This is a genomic window from Parabacteroides distasonis ATCC 8503, from assembly GCF_000012845.1.
In the GTDB taxonomy this organism is placed as follows: Bacteria; Bacteroidota; Bacteroidia; order Bacteroidales; family Tannerellaceae; genus Parabacteroides; species Parabacteroides distasonis.
Map to the genome: position 1 here is coordinate 3634789 of NC_009615.1, position 21014 is coordinate 3655802.

The window sequence follows — 21014 nt, forward strand, 5'->3', positions numbered from 1 at the left end:
TTTAAAGAGTCATGAAAAAGAAATTTATATATAGCTTTATGATAGCCGCTGCCGCCGCGGCATTTTCTTCCTGTTCTAATTTTTTGGAAGAGCGTCCTACAGACGCGTTTGATGAGGAGACCGCGTTCCAAAGCCCTACGTTGGTCTATGTAAACACGGTTGCGAGCTTGTACAATAATATGTTCAAGATCATGGGTAACGACCGTCATGTATATGACTTGAATACCTTCTCCAGCGATGAGGCTATGCTTCCTTGCCGTATCGGTGACTGGGAAGATGGCGGTTTATGGCAGAATATTTTCTTACACCGTTGGGGTACGATGAATGATTTGACCAAGAACTCTTGGGATTTCTTGTATGAGCAGATCGGAAAATGTAACCAGAGTGTTGATAAGTTGCAAGCCTTTGCCGAGGAACAACCGGACGTGGAATATTTCAAGGTTTATCTGGAAGAGGTCCGTGCGGTCCGTGCGTTTTTCTATTATGAGTTGTTGGATTTGTTCGCTCGTGTTCCGTTGGTAACTTCCTCTACGACACCGATGTCTGAGGTAAAGCAATCTGAGCGTAGCGTTGTATTTAACTTTGTCCGTTCGGAGTTGGAGGAGGCGTTGCCTTATCTTTCAGATAACCGCAGTAACCAAAAAGGTGAGTATTACGGACGTATTACCAAGCCGGTGGCTTATATGATCTTGGCTAAGTTGGCGTTGAATGCGGAGGTTTATGCGGACGACAATTGGACGGACGGCAATCGTCCGGCTGGAAAGAACATCAAGTTTACCGTTGACGGTAAAGAGATGAACGCTTGGGAAGCTACGATCGCTTATGTGGATAAGCTGGAGGCTTTGGGCTATAAATTGCAGGGAAACTTCTCGGAGAATTTCGCCGTAGCGAACGAGACCTCGGTTGAGAATATTTTCACGGTTCCTATGGACCCGGTCGCTTATCCGGACGCTAAGGACTACAATTTGGTACGTACCCGCCATTATGATCATGCAACCGCTTACGGCCAATCCGGATGGAATGGCTCTTGCGCTACGGTGAAGGCGATGAACGTGTTTAAGTTCGGTACGGCGGATGAGGATCCTCGTTGTAAGCTTACTTATTTTACGGGCGAGGTAACCGGTCCGGACGGAAAGACGATCTATACGGAATGGGACGGACAGAAAGTGCCTTTGAAATATGAGCCGAACGCCCCGAAGGTATATATGGATGCCTCCGATGGTTTGTTGGTGAAGACCGCCGGAGCTCGTATGGCTAAATATGAGTTCGACCAGAATGCTCAGGATGGTGGAAACTTGCATGGAAATGACTGCGTGATCTTCCGTTTCGCCGACGCGTTGCTGATGAAGGCGGAAGCCAAGATTCGTCTGGGACAGAATGGAGACGATGAGGTGAACCAAGTTCGTAACCGTGTAGGCGCCAAACCGCTACAAAACGTAACGCTGGATACGCTATTAGACGAGCGTATGCTTGAATTAGCTTGGGAAGGCGTACGCCGGCAGGATTTGATCCGTTTCGGCAAGTTTACCGAGGCTACGGTAGACCGCTATGTAGGCGTGAAACATTTCGCCAGCTCGCTGGATTATCAAGAGGATAAGACGGGATATACAACGGTATTCTCCATCTATGCCGATATCCTTAGCCTGAATCCTAACTTGACACAGAATCCGGGATATTAATACGATTCATTTTAATCTTTAAGGCTTTATCAGGGGGCTGTCCGTTATTGGGCAGCCCTTTCTTCTTTTTGCTTGATTTTCCCTAGTATCTTCGGGAATTTCCATATAAATAACAACGTACAGCAAATAGCGGCCGTGGCATCCGATACGGCTTCTGCCGCATATACGCCGGTTACCCCCATAAAATGAGGTAATAGTAATGCCAAAGGAATCAAGAGGATTACTTTACGAAGCAAGGCGATAAAGATAGATATCTTAGCTTGTCCCAACGCTACGAACATATTCTGGCAAGCTCGTTGTAAGCCAAAAATCGTCATACCCGCCAAGAAGATGGGCATGACCCAACGGACGGTATCGATCAACTCCTCGTCGCTTGTAAAAGCGGAGGCTACGGTTGAGGGGAATAAGATCATGAATAGCATGAGTATCAAGTTGAAAGAGAACATAACGATTAGCACGATACGAAAACAATCTTTCACCCGCTGTTTGTCTCCATGTCCGTAATTATAGCTTATGATCGGTACGAATCCTTGGGCGAAACCGGTCAGCGGTACGCTAGCGAATTGCATGGCACTCTGTAAGATAGCCAATGCGCTCACATAGATATCACCAAAATTTTTCAAACTACTATTCAAGACGAAACCCACCAGACTCTCCGTGCTGGCCATGATGAACGGAGAAATTCCCAAAGCGAACATCGAGAGTACGATTCTTCGGTCCAGTCTCATATACCGCCTTTCCAAAGGCAAGGAGGCACGTCTTGAGAAAAGGAAGCTCAATACCCATATGGCACTGCAAGCTTGCGATAGGATCGTGGCGAGCGCGGCGCCTTTTATCCCCATATCCAACCAGAAAATGAAGATAGGGTCTAATACGATATTCAATAAAGCCCCGATCAAAACCGAGCACATAGCGATAGACGGACGCCCTTGTGCGTTGATAAAGGCATTCAAGCCCGTGGATATCTCGACAAACAGAGTGCCCAGTAAATAAATAGAGAGATAATCCACCGCATATCCTAACGTATATTTTGATGCTCCTGTAAAAAGCAGGATCGGTTCCATGAAGGTATAGGTGATGAGGGAAGTGAATATAGTAAATAGGATAAGCAATATAAATCCATTTCCCACTATTTTTCCGGCCCGTTCCCGGTCGCCCTGTCCGAGAGCGATAGCCGCTAACGGCGAACCGCCCGCTCCCACGATAGCGGAGAAAGAAGAGATCAAGATCACGATGGAGGTGGTCACCCCTATACCGGCCAAAGCGTTTGTCCCGATCTCGGGAATATGCCCGATATAGATACGATCTACGATATTATAAAGTAAGTTGACAAATTGGGCCGCTACCGCCGGAAGCGCCATTTTGAAAACCAGCGGTAGCATACGTTCCGTACCTAGCCTAGCCTCGTATTTGTTCTTCATATTCAATCGGGATTTCAATTAAAATGGCTGCAAAGTTACAAGAACTTGTTGGATTATATAATCGAGTTCCATAAATTACCAGTTAATAAAAAACACTTAATATCTACCACATCTACAATTCCTTCTTATATGCCTTATAAATAAACATCTTATATAGTGGTTGTAGATAGAAAATATCTACAATTATCATTCTTTATCTACCATGTTTTGATAGAAAACGCAAGAAATCAAATTATCGTTTAGGTTCGTGTGTCGTAGTGCCTATATATGTAAAAGTAGTTTCTATTAGGGAAAACAAAAGTTTCGTGCTGAAGAAACTTTAGTTTCTATATATGGAAACAAAAGTTTTCTGATTGATAAACTTTTGTTTTTTACCATAAAAAAACTGCAAATGCTTATATGCTAATATTTTAAATACATAATACAACTAGTAGATACCTAGTGTGCCGCGTCTCCCTGCTGGCTGATCGTATCTCAAAATCACTATTGAAAAACAAATATTTTAGTGGCATTTATAAAATAAATTTTATAACTTGCGTTTAAGTTGTAAACTATAATCTAAATGAAGACAACACTAGGACTGACTTTACTACTTTTCGCTACCCTTTTTTCTTGTATGCGCCAAGAAAAACCATTACCTGCGGAACTATCTCGTGCGGAATCTGTGATGTGGGAGCATCCGGATAGCGCATTACTCTGTCTTTCCTCTTTGGATAGCTCAATCATGAATGAGCCGGAAAATATACGTATGTACCATGCTTTGCTTAAGATTAAAGCTAAAGATAAGCTGTATATTCCTCATGAATCAGACTCTTTGATTAAATCAATAGTTCAGTATTATGAGGGCTATGGGACTCCAGATCAATTAATGGAGGCATATTATTATCTAGGAAGTGCATACCGGGATATGGGAGATGCCCCAAGAGCGGTGAGAGCTTTTCAAGATGCTGCGGACATAGGGAAAGATAGTAAGCGATATGATATATTAGGACGGGTTTATGAGCAGATGGGATATCGACTGGCATATCAAGGTTTGTATGATGAGGCTCTCGAAGCTTATAGGAAATCGTATGAATACAAGATGTATGATAAAGGAAAAGGAGAGGTGATCGCATTGAGGAATATTGCTCGGATCTATAACGCCAAGCAAGATACAGACAGTGCTATATACTACTATCAATCTGCTTATGAGAAGGCATTGTTATTAAATGATCAATCGAGAATAGATAATGTACTAAGGGAATTGAGTAGCATCTATATAGATATGGGAAAATATGATTTGGCTAAAGATTTGTTCAGTAAGGTTTCAAGTATGAAGAATCAAGCAAATATATATTTTGGATTAGGTTGTATATATGAAAGCTATAAGCAAATAGATTCAGCTCTATATTATTTTGAGAAAGCAAATGAGTATGGGAATATCTATATGAAAAAAAATACGTATAGAATCTTATCCAAAATAAAAAACCAAGAAGGAGACCGTAAATTAGCCTTGAATTATGCGTATAAATGTATAGAACTGTCTGATTCAATTAAGAATCAAACAAAAACGGAAGCTGTAGCAAAAGTTAACTCATTATATAAGTATCAGCATACAGAAAAGGAGAATGTTCAATTGAAAATAGATAATGAAAAAAGAAAAATTCGCAATTATCAATTTGCATTATTTGTTGTTTTAATTATTTTCTTTAGTCTATGTTATATATATGTGTTAGAAAAGAAGAAAAAAGCAGCGATTGAAAAGGAGAAAAAAATACGTCTATTGAAAGAGAATCAATATGCGGAAAGTTTGGATTGTATTGAATATAATAATAAGAAAATTTCATATCTAGAGGAACTTTTGCAGCAATCGGAGTGTCAAAGAGATAATTTTAAAAAGCAACTTGTGCAATCTCAAAAGGAATTATTAGAACTATCAAACCGAAAGATTCTTACTTCTCAAAATGAAAAAAGTTTGCTTGAAATAGCTTTTCGAAAATCCGAAGTCTATCGGTTATTTCATGAAACAAGTAATAATACTGATACGGAAATTCAGAATAAGGATTGGAAGGAGTTGAGAAAAGAGATTGATACAACCTATTCAAATTTCACCGCTCAATTATATGCTTTATACCCGCAAATCTCAGAGTTAGAACTCCATATTTGTTATTTGATAAAAATATCCATGCCCGTGAAAGACATTGCAAGGTTAGTTGGACGCTCAACTCCTGCAATAACAGCATCCCGGATTCGTCTCTATAAAAAGATTCATGGAACAGAAGGTACCGCAGAAATGATGGATAAATTTATCGCTGATTTATAATAACTTAATCGCTGTAAACAAAAAGTAAATAAGAAGTAAATCCTATTTTGCTTATAGATTTCTCATAGAGACTATTTTTGTTTATAAAAATAGATAATGAAAAAGAGAAGTTTTATATTGGGATTAGTATTTCTGATGTTTGTTTCTTCAGTTGTGTATCCGAATAGAGTGAAGGATACTGAACAATCTTGGGAAGAAGAGGAAGATCGTTCTATAATATCTTCTCCTACATTATCAATAGATGAAAATAATATTTACATCCATTCTAATAAATTATTGGATGGACTTAATGTGAAAATTATAAATATAAAAGGAAATGTACTTTATAATGACATCATAACTGTTTCTTCTGAGATAGAATATCCTATTTCTATAGATTTTTTGCTGAATGGTGATTATAAGATATTTATATCAAAAGGAAATAATTATTTGATTGGATATTTTGATGTGTTAAAATAGATATTATCAACTTAAATCTTTAAATCATGAAAAGATCTGTATCTTTATTAGGCATACTATGCCTATTCGTATCGTTTAGTGTCCAAGCCCAGTACACGAACATACAAACGTGGGGACAAAAATTGTATTATAACGGGAGTGATTATCCGGGTACATTCTTGAAATTAAAAGTTGCGGTCGCTAATCCTCGTATCTCAGGAACAGGAGGAAAGGTCGTTTTCTATGATTCAGAAAGCTCCCAGTATAATTATATAGAAGTAAAGGGGGTTTATCAATCTTCGGATGCTCGGTTGAAAACCAATATCACTCCCTTAAATAGTGGATTAGGAACCATATTGGGGTTAAAACCGGTATCTTACAATTGGAAAAGTGAGACATCGCAATTGAGATCAGCAGAAGCCGTACCTTCTAAAGCTTTTGGTTTCTTGGCACAGGAGGTAGCTGAGGTTATGCCAGAGATTGTGACGTTAAGTTCCACAGGTGATAGCTTGGTGGATTACACGGCTGTTATACCCGTTTTAGTACAGGCTGTAAAAGAATTGGACGCTACTATCCAACAACTGGAATTGCAATTGGATGAAAAAGCTAATTTGTCTGATTTGCAGAATAACAAGAATTTGACGAGTAAGTCTTTGCTCTCGAATGCGGTAATGAATCAAAATACGCCGAATCCGTTTAATTCTACCACGAATATATCCTTTACGATCCCTACATCCGCACGTTCTGCTTTTATCTCTATTTGCAATTTGCAAGGAACTCAAGTTAAGAAATTCGATATCGCTACCCGGGGAGAAGGTAGTATAATGGTAAGCTTTTCTGATCTAGGTGTCGCAGGTATGTATATGTATTCTTTGGTAGTAGACGGACAGTTGATCTCAACGAAACGTATGCTATTGGTACAATAATATTTATTTCTATTGAAGCTATAGTTTTTTTGATAAGATTGAGTGATACCGTCTGTAGAGGGTATCCTCAATCTTTTTTATACAAAAGATATGCGTTTATATTCCATTATAATTCCTGTTTATAACAGGCCGGATGAGCTTGATGATCTGTTATCAAGCCTTTGCAAGCAAACCTATGTCCATTTTGAGGTTATCGTGGTGGAGGATGGCTCTACGATACCGGCGAAAGAGATCGTAAGGCGATACCAAGAGCGGTTGGACCTCCATTATTGTGTGATCTCGAACTCCGGCCCGGGTATGGCGCGTAATCATGGCGCTAGGCAAGCGCATGGCGAGTATCTGCTCATACTGGATTCTGACGTGGTACTACCCTCCACGTGGCTTGAGCATATACACGACTCGTTGAATCATTATCCGGTGGATGCGTTCGGTGGTCCGGATAAGGCGCATGCCTCGTTTTCCCCGATCCAGAAGGCGATCAATTACGCCATGACCTCATTCCTGACGACCGGTGGTATCCGCGGCGGGAAGAAAAAGTTGGATAAATTTTATCCCCGTAGTTTTAATATGGGAATAAGGCGGGATGTATATGAGCGTCTGGGCGGTTTTTCCGGCATGCGATATGGTGAGGACATTGATTTTAGCATACGGATCATGGAGGCTGGTTATCGGACCCGGCTATTTCCTTCGGCATGGGTTTATCATAAAAGGCGGACGGATCTCATGCAGTTCTTCCGTCAGGTGCGTCATTCGGGGGAGGCCCGGATTGCGTTGAACCGGAAACATCCCGGCTCATTGAAATTGGTACATTGCTTACCGGCATTATTCACGTTTTCAGTCTGTCTATTGGTTATCAGTTCATTCTTTTGCCGCTTGTTTCTGGTGCCTCTTATTATTTATGCCCTTTTATTGTTTGTAGACGCAATGTTCCGCAATAAATGTGATTTACGTGTAGGATCGCTATCCGTAATAGCCTCTTTTACGCAATTGTTTGGATATGGTACTGGGTTCCTTAGAAGTATTATTTGAATGTTTATCTATTTATATTTTAGAACAACTTATATGAAAACAACAAGACTTTTTTCTTTCTTAATTTTAATTAGTTTAGTATCAAACGCAAATGCTCAACTCCGGGTTCTTTCAAATGGACGAGTACAAGCAGGCCTTTTAAAAGACAATAATGAGGACTTAGGAAATGTAACCTCTATGCAGATATATGGTCGGATAGGGGATGCACGCGCAGGTTCGAAATTAACATTTGGTGATTTTGGACAATATGCGAATCAAGGTTGGAATGTGTTTGCTGGAGAATATGGAACCACGGATACGGATCAACTTTGGTTGCATGGGAAATTGGGTATTTATATGACTACAAATGGTTATGCTAACAATGTCGTGGCGTATTACAATCCGGCTAGTAATACTAATTTCGTGTTCAATACGAATCTTCGTGTGAATGGAGTGAATATAACTTCAGACGCTCGCTTGAAGGAAAATGTAGAGTCGCTGCAAAATCCATTAGCTCTTTTAGAGCAAGTGAATGGGGTCTCTTATTCATACAACCTCTCTACACTTGAGGAGAATAGGGAGCAGGATGAGTCTAAGTTCTCTGCCACATTGGATAATGGGATATCGGGAAGTTCCTCCGATTCAGAGGAGATTATGGATGCCGCTACTATCGCAAAGATAAATAGAGACAAACAAATCCAAGCAGAGATAGATCGAAGAGAGGCAGCGGAGGCTAGTCGTAAACGAATTGGTTTTCTGGCTCAAGACATACAAAAGGTATTACCCGAACTTGTACAAACGGATGAAAACGGGATGATGTCTATAGATTATATAGGTTTTATTCCGCTTATCGTAGAAAGTATCAAGGAGATGCAACAAACGATCCAACAACAGAATGAGGTGATTGATAATTTGCAAGCTCTACTATCGCCGGAGGTACAATCTCAATTACGTTCGAACACGACTTCCACAAGTAATATAAGTGCTGTGGATGGCGCAAAATTATATAATAGGGAAGGTGCTTCTGTCTCTTATACCTTACCGGCGACGTTTGTGTCTGCTAGTCTACAGATATTTGATGTCACAGGTAAACCCGTGAAAGTTATTAAGTTGGATAATGGAAGTAGTAATGTGGTAGAAGTAAGCCGTTCGGAACTTGGTTATGGAACGTTTATTTATACGTTGTTTGTGGATGGGAAGAAAGCGGATACTTTGAAGAAGTATGTAAGTCTGTAATCTCAAGGAATTAAAAATAGAAATAACAGAATCATAAATTCTTTGATATGAAAGAGAGAATCGTCTTTTTTACATGTATCGTATTGACTTGCTTATTTTCCCCGTTATCATCACAAGAGGTTGACACGAGAAGCTGTGTGAGTACTTATACAAATCAGACAGTATCATCAAGTGTATCAGTTTTGGGCTGTAATACGTTGGCTGTCCAAAATGTAACCGTGGCAAGTAATGGTAATTTATCTCTTTCCGCTCCGGCGCAAATTACGATTAATGGGCCTTTTGAGGTAAAGTCTGGCGGAATTTTGAATATTAGGCAATCCCAACAAATGATATTTACTTATACTTATGATGCGTCAGGAAATAGAACAACACGGCAATTTAGTGCGATGGCTTCATCTTTGGAGGCCGTTCCCGTAGACCAAGAGGAGGATTGATCAAAATATAATTTAAGTATACTTATAGATGAAATTAATATATTTATATACGATAGGGATATTTATCATGTTTATGTCCCCATCTTCTTATTTATGTGCCCAAGGAGTTGCTGAGAATAATCAATTTTTCGATTGGAAGGAAAGTGATTACAAGGCTTATGAGGATTCTTTATTGAAGGCTTTATATCCTCCGGTTATAGCGAAAACTGCAGAAAATCCGGAAAGGTTTTCACAGCAACCTCAGGCTTTTGTTCCTAAAGCCATATCTGATAATACTTACGTTCCGACTACAGTTACAATAGATAAATCGAAAGCTGTAGGAGAGATACCGATACAAACAGGTGTTTCCCCGACTGGAGCTAAAACCTATACAGTTCCCATACAGGTTTATCCGGGTATAAATGGATTTGAACCCCAATTATCATTGGCTTATAATAGCCAGCAAGGAAATGGCATCGTTGGTATTGGATGGGGTATTGGCGGTGTGCAATCGATCATGCGTACGAGTAGGAATATTTATTATGATGGTAAGCCCCAAGGAGCTTTACGTACGAAAGCGGATGCGTTCGTGTTAGACGGGATGCGTCTTATAAAGATCTCAGAGAATGCGACAACTATTAATTATGAGTCCGAGCAAGGCAATATAAAAGTAAAAGCTTTTTTGTCCGGCGATGTCGTGAAATATTTTGAGGTATTTTATCCTAATGGAACCAAGGGCATATTTGGATATGCCTCAAATACAAGCAATAAGATCTTTTATCCGATAGTTTCTTTGTCTGACTTGCGAAATAATCAGATCCTATATACTTATGTCGAGCAAGAAAACCATTACAGATTGACAAAAGTTGCTTATAATGGTGCCTCTGTGGAATTTCAGTATCAAGCCTCACGACCGGACCCCTTGGTCTCTTTTATAGGGGGGCTTAAGACAGGGGAAAGCTACTTGCTGGCTAAAATCATCAGTAAATTAGGCTCTACTGCGCTTTGTACGTATAGCTTGAGCTATAAAAACCAGAACAATAGCTCAGTTTTAAGCCAGATAGATTATTCCGCCTCCGGGCAATCTCTGAACCCTATAAAGCTTTACTATGGAGAAGGCATAACAGATGGGTCTTATGATAATGGTTCTGTCACACAGCTATATAATTGGTATGAATCAACGGATCCTGCTCGTATCAAGGTAGTGAAAGGAAGGTATGATTATGCGTCGGGGGCAGATGGTTTGATCTCTTTGCCTAATGAGAATCCCTATTGGGAGCATTACAGACATTCGACGGCTTTTCAGCATTCCCAGAATAGATATGACAATAAATTCACCGGAGAAGAGAAAATCTATCTTTATGCCGGATTGAATAGCGAGTACGCTTCCCCCATGCCCAATCTTACGACCGGAGCTAATTTTATCGATATCTTTTGTGCGGATTTGGAGGGAAAGCAAGAAGAGCATATCATAAAAGTAAACAATGGCGTTTCCGGTGATAATGATCAAGTGACTTTCCGTGTATATAGGGCCAGTTTGACTGTGGGATTGGTATCTAAATATACACGGACTTTTAATTTCCCGACCGTATTGACCGATGCGGATGGGGCAAAGAGCATACATCCTAAGTTTTATTATACAGGGGATTTCAATGGGGATGGAAAACAGGAAGTACTAGCGGTCTCTTGCCATCATCCTTTTGGAGAGACCAGTAAGACCTCTAAATGCTATATATTTGATTTGGAAAGTGGTAAGGTCTTATATCAGAGTTACTTGTTTCCCTATAACGTTAATTTTGTAGGCACGGAGCAGCCTGATCCTGAGGACGCATTTCAGAAAACAGATAGACTTCTGGTATTAGATTATGATGGAGACGGGAAAAGTGACATCGCTCTTATTAATGACTCCGGGGTAAATATATATACTTTTGATGTTTCCGGTAGTACTTGGACGGGCCGAAAAGTCTCTACTTATACCGGATTAAAAAAGGTGGATCTAAAAGATCGCTCGTTGTTGCTGGGGGAGATCAACGGAGATGGGCTTATGGATTTGCTGGTATCTCCGAAAAAAAAGGATCCAGTCTATACGTGGGCCGCTTATAACTCGATGGGAGATGGACAATTTTATAAATCCACGTTTGCCGGTACTCAAAACTCGGGGATTTCTACGGATGGCTTTTTGCTACAAGATGTAAACGGGGATGGTATGACAGACTTGATCCGGTATCATAGCTCCGGTTTCTTCACTTACCTCGCTAAGAAAAATAACGTGGGTTCGGTTGAATGTGCCCAAAATTATACATCGAAATCAATCTTGATCCCGACTAATATAAACAGTCATAATTATTTTAGTCAATTGGTCAGCTTGAAGAATGGAGTGGTTACAAAATATTCATTCAAGAGGAATGACAATAAAGGCGTTTTGGCCACGGGTATGGCGAATAGTTTGGGAGTGGTCGAAAAGAACACATACCTGTTGATGAATGAGGAGGCCATATCTTCCGGTACTTATGCTAAGGGTGTGAACGCTGTTTTCCCGTATGTGGACATTCAAGAGTCTATTCCTGTCATAGCCTTTTCCAGTACTTATATGAAAGGTAACCGGGTTGATAATTTCACTTTCACGTACCGAGGTGGTGTTATTCACCGCCAAGGATTGGGGTTTAGGGGATTTGAGAGTATATTCCGTACGAATTTGAAAGGGCAGCTTACGGAGCAATATTTTGATCCTTATAAATATGGCGTATTGAAGAGTGAGGTTTCACCTGAGGCGAAATTGACCTATAATTTTGCCGTTAATGTTCAAGCCAATAAAACGGTCAAGATACGTTTAAGCAATAAGACAGAGCAGGACTTGCTTAAGGGTATTACGGCTACTACCGCTTTTGTATATGATACTTATGGAAATGCGACGCAAGAGACTATCACTTACACTGGGGGTATTACGGTAAAAAAGGCGAACACATTTTATAACAATACGGCAGAGAGTGGATATCTTATTGGTTTCTTGACCGATCAGAGCGTGACTACTACTCGTAATAGCAGTACTTATACCGAGCGAATGAATATTCCTTCGCATACGAACGGCTATGCGAATAGCAAGGTGTTCTATAAGAATGGAAATAAAGCGAAAACTTACGAGTATGTTTATGATACTCCGGGTAATATCACAAAAGAGACGCTATTCTTGTATGGTTCGGATAAAGGGCTGAAGACCGAATATGCTTATGATACGAACGGTCGATTGAAAAAGGTGACAAACCCATTAGGACTTGCAAATGAGTTTTCTTATAATACGGAGGGGCGTATGTCTTCTGAGAAGGACCACCGGGGAAAGTCTACGGCGCATACGTATGATCCATTTGGTCGGGAGACAAGTGTCACGTTCCCTGATAATACTACCGCTACTGTATCTTACGGATGGTCGGAGGAAGGGACAAACGCTTTGTATGCCATAACCCGTTCTGTGACGGGTAAACCTACTACTAAAAGTGTATATGATGCGTTGAATAGAGAGGTAAGAACGGCCGAGACTCGTTTTAATGGCAGTTTTCTAAAAACGGATAAAATTTATGATAGTTATGGAAGGGTGCAAAAAGTCTCTCGTCCGTTTGCCGGTAGTTCGGCTACGGCTTGGAATATCTATAGTTATGATACGTATGATCGCTTAACCGCTATATCGGAACCTTCCGGAAGAAAAACGACTCATGGTTATAGCGGCAATAGTATAACAACGGTGGAGGATGGAATCTCTGTCAAGCGGACGTATGATGCGTTGGGCAATCTTATATCTGTGGTAGACCCAGCAGGAACGATTACCTATAATCTGCGTCCGGATGGACAACCTTCTTCTATCGTCGCACCGGGTAACGTGACTACTTCATTTGGTTATGATGGTTTCGGCCGTCGGACTAGCTTGGGCGATCCTAGCTCTGGTACGACAACTTATGCTTATGACGCATCCGGCAACCTATTGAAAGAGACGAACGCAAATAATAAGGTTATCAATTACACGTATGATACGTATAATCGCCTTAAAACGGCGACTTTACCAGAGTTTACGACTACATATACTTATAATGGCTACGATGAGTTGACGAAGGTCTCTTCTTCTGTCGGAACTTCCATTGATTATGTATATGATGCGTTGGGTCGTCTGTCGAGCCAGACAGAGACGGCGGTAGACAATAAATATTTACGAAAGGATTATACCTATAACGGAGGAAATGTAAGCTCTATTAAGTATACGTCTCAATCCGGAGTTTTGACAACCGAGAATTATAATTATGCGAATGGTCATTTAGTTGAGACCAAGCTGAATAACCAAACATCCATATTTAAGCTCACGAAAGAGAATGACATGGGGTTACCTACCGAGGTACGCTCCGGTGCCTTATCTCGTACCTATGGATATGACAGTTATGGATTCCCTACTTCCAGGAAGATACAGAAAACAGGGGTGACCACATTCCTCCAGAATATGGAGTATGTTTTTGATCCTGTTAAACGGAACTTGACTTACCGGAAAGACATTAATGTATCCCAAGAAGAGAAATTCTCTTATGATAATCTTAATCGTCTGACTTCCTACAAAGGGCTTATGGCAACTTATGATGCGAAAGGAAATATCTTAACCAAAGGGGATGTCAGTGGTACATTCGCATATAATACAAGTGGCAAGCCTTACGCCATATCTTCCTCTAGCGTGGCAAATGGTATTATGTCTTCCGCCACACAGGTTATTAGCTATACCTCTTTCAAGCGTCCGAACGCTATTACGCAAGATGGTAACGTGGCCTCGTTTACCTATAACGGCAATCAGCAGCGTGTGAAGATGCAGGTGGCTAAAGGGGGTAGCCGTTTGTTGACCCGCTATTATTTGGGGGATTGCTATGAGATCGATGAGACTCCCTCGGGTAATAAGGAGAAGTTGTATTTGGCGGGAGAGAATTACTACGACGCTTCGGCGGTATTGGTGAAGGATCATACGAATAGCTGGAAACTTTATTATATAGGTCGTGATTATCTGGGAAGTATCACGGATATCATCACGGAGGCAGGGACGAAATACGCGAGTTATAATTTTGACGCATGGGGTCGCCAACGTAACTCATCCAGTCACGTTTACATCCCTTCGGGGCAGGAGGTAGAATTGTTCCTTGGTCGTGGCTACAGTGGCCATGAGCATCTTAAGGAGTTTGGCTTGGTAAATATGAACGCTCGCCTGTATGACCCGGCTCTGGGTCGTTTCCTCGCTCCTGATCCGTTTGTCCAGATGCCGGACTTGTCCCAGAACTTCAATCGTTACAGCTATGCCATGAACAACCCGTTGAGGTATGTGGACGAGGATGGAGAGTTTATCCATATTATAATAGGTGCGGTTATCGGAGGAACAGCAAATTTGATCTATAAGGCTGTATCGGGTCAACTTCATAGTTTCAAAGATGGATTTGCCGCATTTGGTATTGGAGCCGCCGCCGGAGGTTTAGGTGCTGCTACGGGGGGATTGGCCTTTGCCGCCGCCGGAGGTGCCGCCGGGGGAATCGGAGGCTTTCTGGCTGGAGCCGCCGCAGGTTCGGCGAGTACAGCGGTGATGATGCCGGTCCAAAGTGCGGGTAACTCGTTGTATTTCGGGGATCAGTTTATGAGCTTGAAGGATTATGGTTTGGGTATTCTGGGTGGAGCCTTGACAGGTGGAATCGGAAACGGTACGGTTGCTGCCTTGAAAGGTAATAACTTCTGGACAGGTAAGGACGTTAAATTCGGACGGACAATCTTCTCGTTCAAGAACACGGCAACAAGACCGGCACCGGAGATGAGGTTGATGGAGGCTCCAGGAAGTGGGCTAAATGTGACGCAACCGGATATTAGTAATACCCCTAAATTAAATCCGGTAGAGACATCATCTCAGGTCGCTTCTTCTAGTCAATCTTCGGGTACGACTCGTTTTGTGACAACTCCAGATGGGGTAACTCATGATTTACAACCGACTATTGATAGAATACGGTCTGGAAAGTTGTTTACGTTTCGTCATGATGGGGCGATCTATTATAATAATGAAGGAAAGTTGCCAAATTTATCAAATGGTGTTTATAAAGAGTATGTTCATCCTACGCCTGGTTTGACAAGAGGAGCAGGGCCTATGAGAGTTATCACAGGAGGAAGTAAGATGTGGTTTACTCCAGATCATTATGGAACAATGATTCAAATCAAATTTTGAAAAAAGTTCGTTATAAGTATGTGAATATATAATATTATTCTTTCATTTGTATTCTAAAACTACTATTAGATGGAGAATATATTTTTTGTAAAGTATCCTAGAATGTATCTAGTGGAGGATACATTTATTGGATATGTATATAAAGTACGAGACAAAATGGATTTATTCCTTAACTTATCAAAAGCTCTAGTGTTTCCTAATTATTTTGGAGAAAATTGGGATGCTCTTTGTGAAGTTTATAGGGATTTTGACTGGATATCTAATAATGATATTGTAATAATACATGAAGATTTATCATTGTTAGATGAGTATGACTTAAGAATGTATTTGAAAATAATTAAAATAACTCTTTCATTTTGGGCTGGTTTTAATGATCATTCTGTATGTTTTATTTTTTCAGAGAAAGATAAAAAACGAATAATGGATGTCGTTGATTTAATGAAATAAATTTTGTGTTAACTTAATTTATCGAATGTGCTTTATATGTTTGAAGTATTTTTAAAAGAATAAATGCTATGAAGAAACAGATAGAAGACTGGCTTTTGGAATTAAGCCATAATGAAGTGATACCAGAAAATATAGTAGCACTGAATTTTGGTATTTTTGAGTCTGAAAATGGATATTGTGTTTATTTGATAGGCTCTGAAAGTTATGATGTGGACGATGATGATTGGGCTTGTGATGTTGATTATGAGCCGGTCGATAAGTATCTAAATATTGAAGGTGTTGATGTGGATCCGGATAAGTTCTTAAATGAGGTAATTACGATCTTATTGGACATTATTTCATTGGAGAAGGTTAGTGCTTGGTTATTACATACTAAGTATATAACTGTAGGATTTGATGATGGAGTGTTGGAGAAAATTAGATAGATGTGATTTATGGTTAATTTTATAAAGCAAGGTGATATATTCAATCTGAATGGAGTTCGCAGTTACGCTCATGGTTGTAATTGCGCCGGAGCGATGGGAAAAGGCATAGCGTTGCAATTTCGGGAGCGCTACCTCAAAATGTATGCAGAGTTATTCTCTTGATTTTAAGCGGTAATAAGAAGGGGTTTATTTAAAAATAGGCTGTTTCGTGATGGAAAATGAGACAGCCTATTTTTTGTTTGAGTTTTTGTATATGTACTGATATCGAGTTCATCTCATGAGTATGAAGAATTATGGCTTGGGTATTCTGGGTAGTCCTGTCTAGGGTTGGTACTTTAGGTGTGGCTTTTGATTATGGATGATCATATCCTTAAAGGTATAAAGCATACTTCTAGTATGAAAACAGGCTAAATAGAGGGAGAGATAATCTACTTTATCGTTTTAAGTATAGGAATCATAGATTTTGTATACATTTGTAGACGTATCTAAAACTCACATCTATCTCATAAAAGTGAAAGAATATGGAAGTTGTATTAAAACTAAACGCACGTTTGCAACCGATGCATAGACATGAATTAGAGGATGCGATTCAAGGTGTACTTGAGAAGGAGCAAATGGGAGAAGTAACAGGGGGTGGTACGGTTCAAAATCCAGACGGCGAGATTGTAAGTTGTGATATAGATATCCATCTAGCTGGTGATAAGTGGGATCATGTAAGTTTTTTGGTAAATTTACTAAATCGCTTGGGTATCCCCAATGGTTCTGCCTTGCTAGGGATAGATCGTAAATTTAGAGTGGAAGTTGGGACTTTGGAGGGATTGGCTTATTATCTTAATAATACAGATTTACCCGATGTAGTCTACGAAACCTGTGACATTAATCATGTGGTTGAACAAATGGAGTTGGCAATGAAGGGAATCGGCGGTTTATATAGCTATTGGGAGAGCGATGCATACACGGCCTTGTATTTTTATGGAAATTCTTATTCCGAAATGAAACAGAAAATAGAGCCTTTTGTCGCAACATATCCCTTGTGCCAAGAAAGTCGTATTGAGCAAATTGCTTGAATAATAAAACCTCTGTTAAAATAGAAGGTTAGATATCCCTGTATTTAGGAGATCAGTTGATGAGCTTGGAGGATTGTGTTCAAGGTATTTTCGGTGTTGCTCTTCGGGTGGTATCGGGAATGATATGGTAGCGGTTTTGAAAGATAATTAAAAGGAATAGGTTGTCTCATAGTGAAAATGAGACAGCCTATTTTTTGTTTGAACTTTTGTATATTGATATGTTGGTTTCATACAGCAAAAGGTAAGGGCTTGTTCAATGGTTTGGATAGAATGGTTTGTGATAAATAATTTTTTGTGGCTAAGCACGTTTTATTATTAAATCTAGGTACTTAGAAAGAATGAGGAGTTTAGAAAGTGGATGTTGAACTTATAAATGAAAAATGAAAATGATTAAATGTTTGTCTGTCTTATTTGTCTCTTTTCTGTTTCTAATGACAGGATGTGCGCCCAAAGTCATTACAAATATCTCTAAAAGTTACCCGGCAAGCGTAACTGCGGATAAGGTTCGTTTGTATGAGCTGGGGGAGGCTGTTCCTGCCTCGGCAGAGAGGATCGGCAATGTTTCTGTAGTGGATAACGGAGTGTCTACTAAATGTAATTATGATCAGGTTGTTTGGTTGGCGAAACAAGAAACGGCAAAAGCGGGAGGTAACGCATTGGCGTTGACAGACCATCGGAAACCTTCATTATTGGGTAGTAGTTGCCATCAGATAGCCGGTAGTATGCTTTTAGTGTCGGACACGGCGGCGTTTCGGGCCGCTCCTCTATCGAAAGCTTTGGATTTGGAGGAAGAGGCTGTCGTGGAGAAGTCTTCATTTGAGCATAACACGATTTATGCGAATATAGGTTACGCTTTTGTGACCAGTAAATTTTATTTGCCACCGGGTGGGTCTGGCCATCCTAAAAACGGATTGGATTGGCAAGTTGGGTATGATTGGATATCAAGGAGCGGTTTCGGTGCTGGCTTATTGTATTCGGGATATAAATCGTCTTATATTTATTCGGGAATAGATATTAACGTGGGGCTTACTTATGTCGCTCCTCAATTTGTGATGAAACAAATCATAAACCGATGGATCGTGGAAGAGAAAATAGGTATAGGATATTTTAGTTACCGGGAATCGGCGAGGGGGATAAGCGAGTCCTTATCCGGTGTAGGATATAATTTCTCATTAGGCGCAGAATATCTTTTGTCAAAGCATGTGGGAGTGGGCTTGAATATCGGTTATGTAGGAGGTTCCTTACCCAAGCAAGAGAATGTCTCTTACGATAAAGGAGATTACTCTGGCTTATTTCGTTTGACTTTTGATGCGGGGGTACGATTCCATTTCTAAATTACAAGAATATAGGTTTATGGAGTCTCAATTCTATGTCTTTTTAGTTTGAAATCCGGATAAAGTTTGTATCTTTGGAAATAGCTCTGAATATAAGTGTCTTACTTCTAAAATATATGCGTTATGAGATACCTAATTTATTTTTCACTATTTCTTTTGCAGTTGGCGTTTATCTCTTGCGAGAAAGAAGAGATAATAGAGGATACACCTAAAGAAACACCCTATTATCTGGGATATTTTGAGGGGGCGGTAAACGGACAGGATATTTCTATTAGGAATAAGTCGGCTTCATGGAGATATATAGATGCTGGATTTTATTCGGAAGTAAGGAGGGGAGAATGGGAGGTCTTGAGATGTTCGCATTGGACGATTCCACTGGATCGCAAACATTCAAGCCGTTATGCGATGAAGGTGGTATTGCTCCCATTACAAGAAGGAGAATATAATATAGAGAAGGGGATTCGGACACAAGAGGAGATAACGTCTTATATCCGGATAACGGATTCACTAAATAAGGTGGAATATTGTCCTTTAAAAAAACCGTTTAAGGTCTATGTGGATAGTGTTCGTTACCATGAATCGTCCATGATGCCGTATATTGAGGGAAAGATGGAAGGGACTTTATATAATAGGTACGATGTAAATGATTCTATCGTCGTAAAAGATGCTATATTCGGTATCCATTGATAGTGGATGATAACCGCTGCCTTACGATATTTTGGCTATTTTTAATTTTTACCTTCTGAACATTTAGGGGTTCACTCTGTTCTAACAAAGCATTGGATATCCGGCATGTATTTAGTAGTGAATTAATTAAACGTCAAAATTATGAAGGTGAAAATATTATACACGGCTTTAATCTCATTGATCGCGGGAGGAGCGATGGCGCAAGATTGTACGTTCTTCTTTCCGCAAACAGAGGGAACGGTATGGGTCCGTAAAGGATATGACGCGAAGGGAAACTTACAATCTGTTATGAGTTATCAAGTGGATGAGGTGGAAACATTGCCTTCCGGCCAAGAGGTGGAAGCGGACTACGTATATACTAATCCCTCCGGTACGATCGTGAACAAAGGAGATATCAAGGCATACTGCCAGAATGGAGAATTTTTCCTCGACTCGAAAGAGACGCTCTCTTATCCGGGAGTGGTATCGGAAATGAATACGAATGTGGATATCACGGAGAACTTTATAAATTACCCAAATCCGTATGCGGCTAATTTCGATAAGAATAACGTGTATTTCGACGAGGCTTCCGTAAAGATCTACGATAAGAAGAACCGGAAGAATCGTAAGGATATGGCCATTAAGGACCGTGAGTTTATTAAAACGGAAAGCATAACAACTCCTGCCGGTACGTTCGATTGCGCTAAGGTAAAATATAATATCGCTACACGTTCCCCTAAATCAAAGGAGACAATCACTGGGTATGGCTATGAGTGGTACAGCCCGAATGTAGGCTTAGTGCGTACGGAACAATATGATAAGAATAACGTATTACAATCCTATACGGTATTGGAAGAATTAAAATAAAAAAGGCGACTACAATCTTATGATTTGTATTAACCGGTTTAAGTGGATACGCTGTTGCTGAGAAGTGACAGCGTATTTTCTTTTATAGGAAAGATTGGGCAATTTTCTTTTTGTTTGACGTTTTTCGTTAACTTGCGGCAAATTTCGGAAAATGGAAAGAGAATATAAATCAAAAGTGGGATGGTGGTATCATCTGGTGATTATCATGGTGGTAATTGGTTGCGTGGCCGCGTTTTTGCGTACCAATATATCGGCTATAGTGGGTATGATGGTCGCTGCGTTGGGGGTGCTTCATGTTTTCTTTAATACGTATTACCGGATAACGGAAGATGATATGTTGATAGCGCATTGTAGTATTTTCCCGGAGAAGAAGATCGCTATCGCTGATATAGAGGCGTTGGAATCTACCGTGATGCCGGTGTCAAGCTACGCCCTTTCGTTGGATCGGCTGATCATATGGAGCAATGGGAAACCTTGGATGCTCATATCTCCGACCAACCGGGCTGATTTTATCAAACAGTTGAGAAAGATAAATCCTAATATACAACTTAAATAGATCTAATAG

17 protein-coding genes are annotated in these 21014 nt (G+C 40.2%); 16 read left to right on the forward strand and 1 reads right to left on the reverse strand.

Annotated elements, in window-relative coordinates:
* The first annotated feature begins 11 nt into the window (after positions 1-11).
* Positions 12-1679 carry a RagB/SusD family nutrient uptake outer membrane protein gene (locus BDI_RS15150; protein WP_011967113.1) on the forward strand — a complete coding sequence of 556 codons (1668 nt, stop codon included), beginning with the start codon at positions 12-14 and terminating at the stop codon, positions 1677-1679.
* 44 nt (positions 1680-1723) lie between these two features.
* Here the strand turns inward: BDI_RS15150 and BDI_RS15155 are convergent, their stop codons facing one another.
* Positions 1724-3100, reverse strand: coding sequence for an MATE family efflux transporter (locus BDI_RS15155; RefSeq protein WP_011967114.1), 1377 nt, complete (start codon positions 3098-3100; stop codon positions 1724-1726).
* Between the two features lie 562 nt (positions 3101-3662).
* On the opposite strand from BDI_RS15155, the gene BDI_RS15160 reads away from it, so the two are divergent.
* The 15 genes from BDI_RS15160 (at position 3663) to BDI_RS15225 (ending at position 21005) form a co-directional block, all read left to right on the forward strand.
* Positions 3663-5402 carry a tetratricopeptide repeat protein gene (locus BDI_RS15160; RefSeq protein ID WP_011967115.1) on the forward strand — a complete coding sequence of 580 codons (1740 nt, stop codon included), beginning with the start codon at positions 3663-3665 and terminating at the stop codon, positions 5400-5402.
* 96 nt (positions 5403-5498) lie between these two features.
* Entirely contained in the window at positions 5499-5861 is a 363-nt protein-coding gene (locus tag BDI_RS15165) for a DUF3244 domain-containing protein (RefSeq protein ID WP_009275460.1), read from the forward strand.
* A gap of 26 nt (positions 5862-5887) precedes the next feature.
* Positions 5888-6766 carry a tail fiber domain-containing protein gene (locus BDI_RS15170; RefSeq protein ID WP_005863685.1) on the forward strand — a complete coding sequence of 293 codons (879 nt, stop codon included), beginning with the start codon at positions 5888-5890 and terminating at the stop codon, positions 6764-6766.
* A gap of 90 nt (positions 6767-6856) precedes the next feature.
* Positions 6857-7795: a glycosyltransferase gene (locus BDI_RS15175; RefSeq protein WP_041525601.1), complete on the forward strand. Its 939-nt coding sequence runs from the start codon at positions 6857-6859 to the stop codon at positions 7793-7795.
* Between the two features lie 177 nt (positions 7796-7972).
* Positions 7973-9010 (forward strand): tail fiber domain-containing protein, encoded by a 1038-nt coding sequence (locus tag BDI_RS15180; protein WP_224201869.1) that lies wholly within the window; start codon positions 7973-7975, stop codon positions 9008-9010.
* A gap of 47 nt (positions 9011-9057) precedes the next feature.
* Positions 9058-9444 carry a hypothetical protein gene (locus BDI_RS15185; protein WP_008778959.1) on the forward strand — a complete coding sequence of 129 codons (387 nt, stop codon included), beginning with the start codon at positions 9058-9060 and terminating at the stop codon, positions 9442-9444.
* Between the two features lie 28 nt (positions 9445-9472).
* A complete protein-coding gene (locus tag BDI_RS15190) occupies positions 9473-15643 on the forward strand; it encodes an RHS repeat-associated core domain-containing protein (RefSeq protein ID WP_011967118.1) in 6171 nt (2056 codons plus the stop codon).
* A gap of 69 nt (positions 15644-15712) precedes the next feature.
* On the forward strand, positions 15713-16090 hold the full coding sequence (locus BDI_RS15195) for a barstar family protein (protein WP_005860314.1): 378 nt from the start codon (positions 15713-15715) through the stop codon (positions 16088-16090).
* 68 nt (positions 16091-16158) lie between these two features.
* Positions 16159-16515: a hypothetical protein gene (locus BDI_RS15200; RefSeq protein WP_005860312.1), complete on the forward strand. Its 357-nt coding sequence runs from the start codon at positions 16159-16161 to the stop codon at positions 16513-16515.
* Between the two features lie 9 nt (positions 16516-16524).
* Positions 16525-16677, forward strand: coding sequence for a hypothetical protein (locus tag BDI_RS20885; RefSeq protein WP_154396539.1), 153 nt, complete (start codon positions 16525-16527; stop codon positions 16675-16677).
* A 359-nt stretch (positions 16678-17036) separates the two neighbouring features.
* Positions 17037-17582 carry a hypothetical protein gene (locus BDI_RS15205; RefSeq protein ID WP_005860310.1) on the forward strand — a complete coding sequence of 182 codons (546 nt, stop codon included), beginning with the start codon at positions 17037-17039 and terminating at the stop codon, positions 17580-17582.
* Positions 17583-17962: 380 nt separating this feature from the next.
* Complete coding sequence (locus BDI_RS15210; protein ID WP_011967119.1) at positions 17963-18916, forward strand: outer membrane beta-barrel protein; 954 nt, start codon at positions 17963-17965, stop codon at positions 18914-18916.
* Positions 18917-19039: 123 nt separating this feature from the next.
* Positions 19040-19603 (forward strand): DUF5025 domain-containing protein, encoded by a 564-nt coding sequence (locus BDI_RS15215; RefSeq protein WP_011967120.1) that lies wholly within the window; start codon positions 19040-19042, stop codon positions 19601-19603.
* Positions 19604-19744: 141 nt separating this feature from the next.
* The gene (locus BDI_RS15220) at positions 19745-20449 is read left to right on the forward strand and encodes a TapB family protein (protein ID WP_005860303.1); all 705 of its coding nucleotides are present in this window, start codon (positions 19745-19747) and stop codon (positions 20447-20449) included.
* 151 nt (positions 20450-20600) lie between these two features.
* The gene (locus BDI_RS15225) at positions 20601-21005 is read left to right on the forward strand and encodes a PH domain-containing protein (protein ID WP_009016772.1); all 405 of its coding nucleotides are present in this window, start codon (positions 20601-20603) and stop codon (positions 21003-21005) included.
* Positions 21006-21014 lie beyond the last annotated feature (9 nt).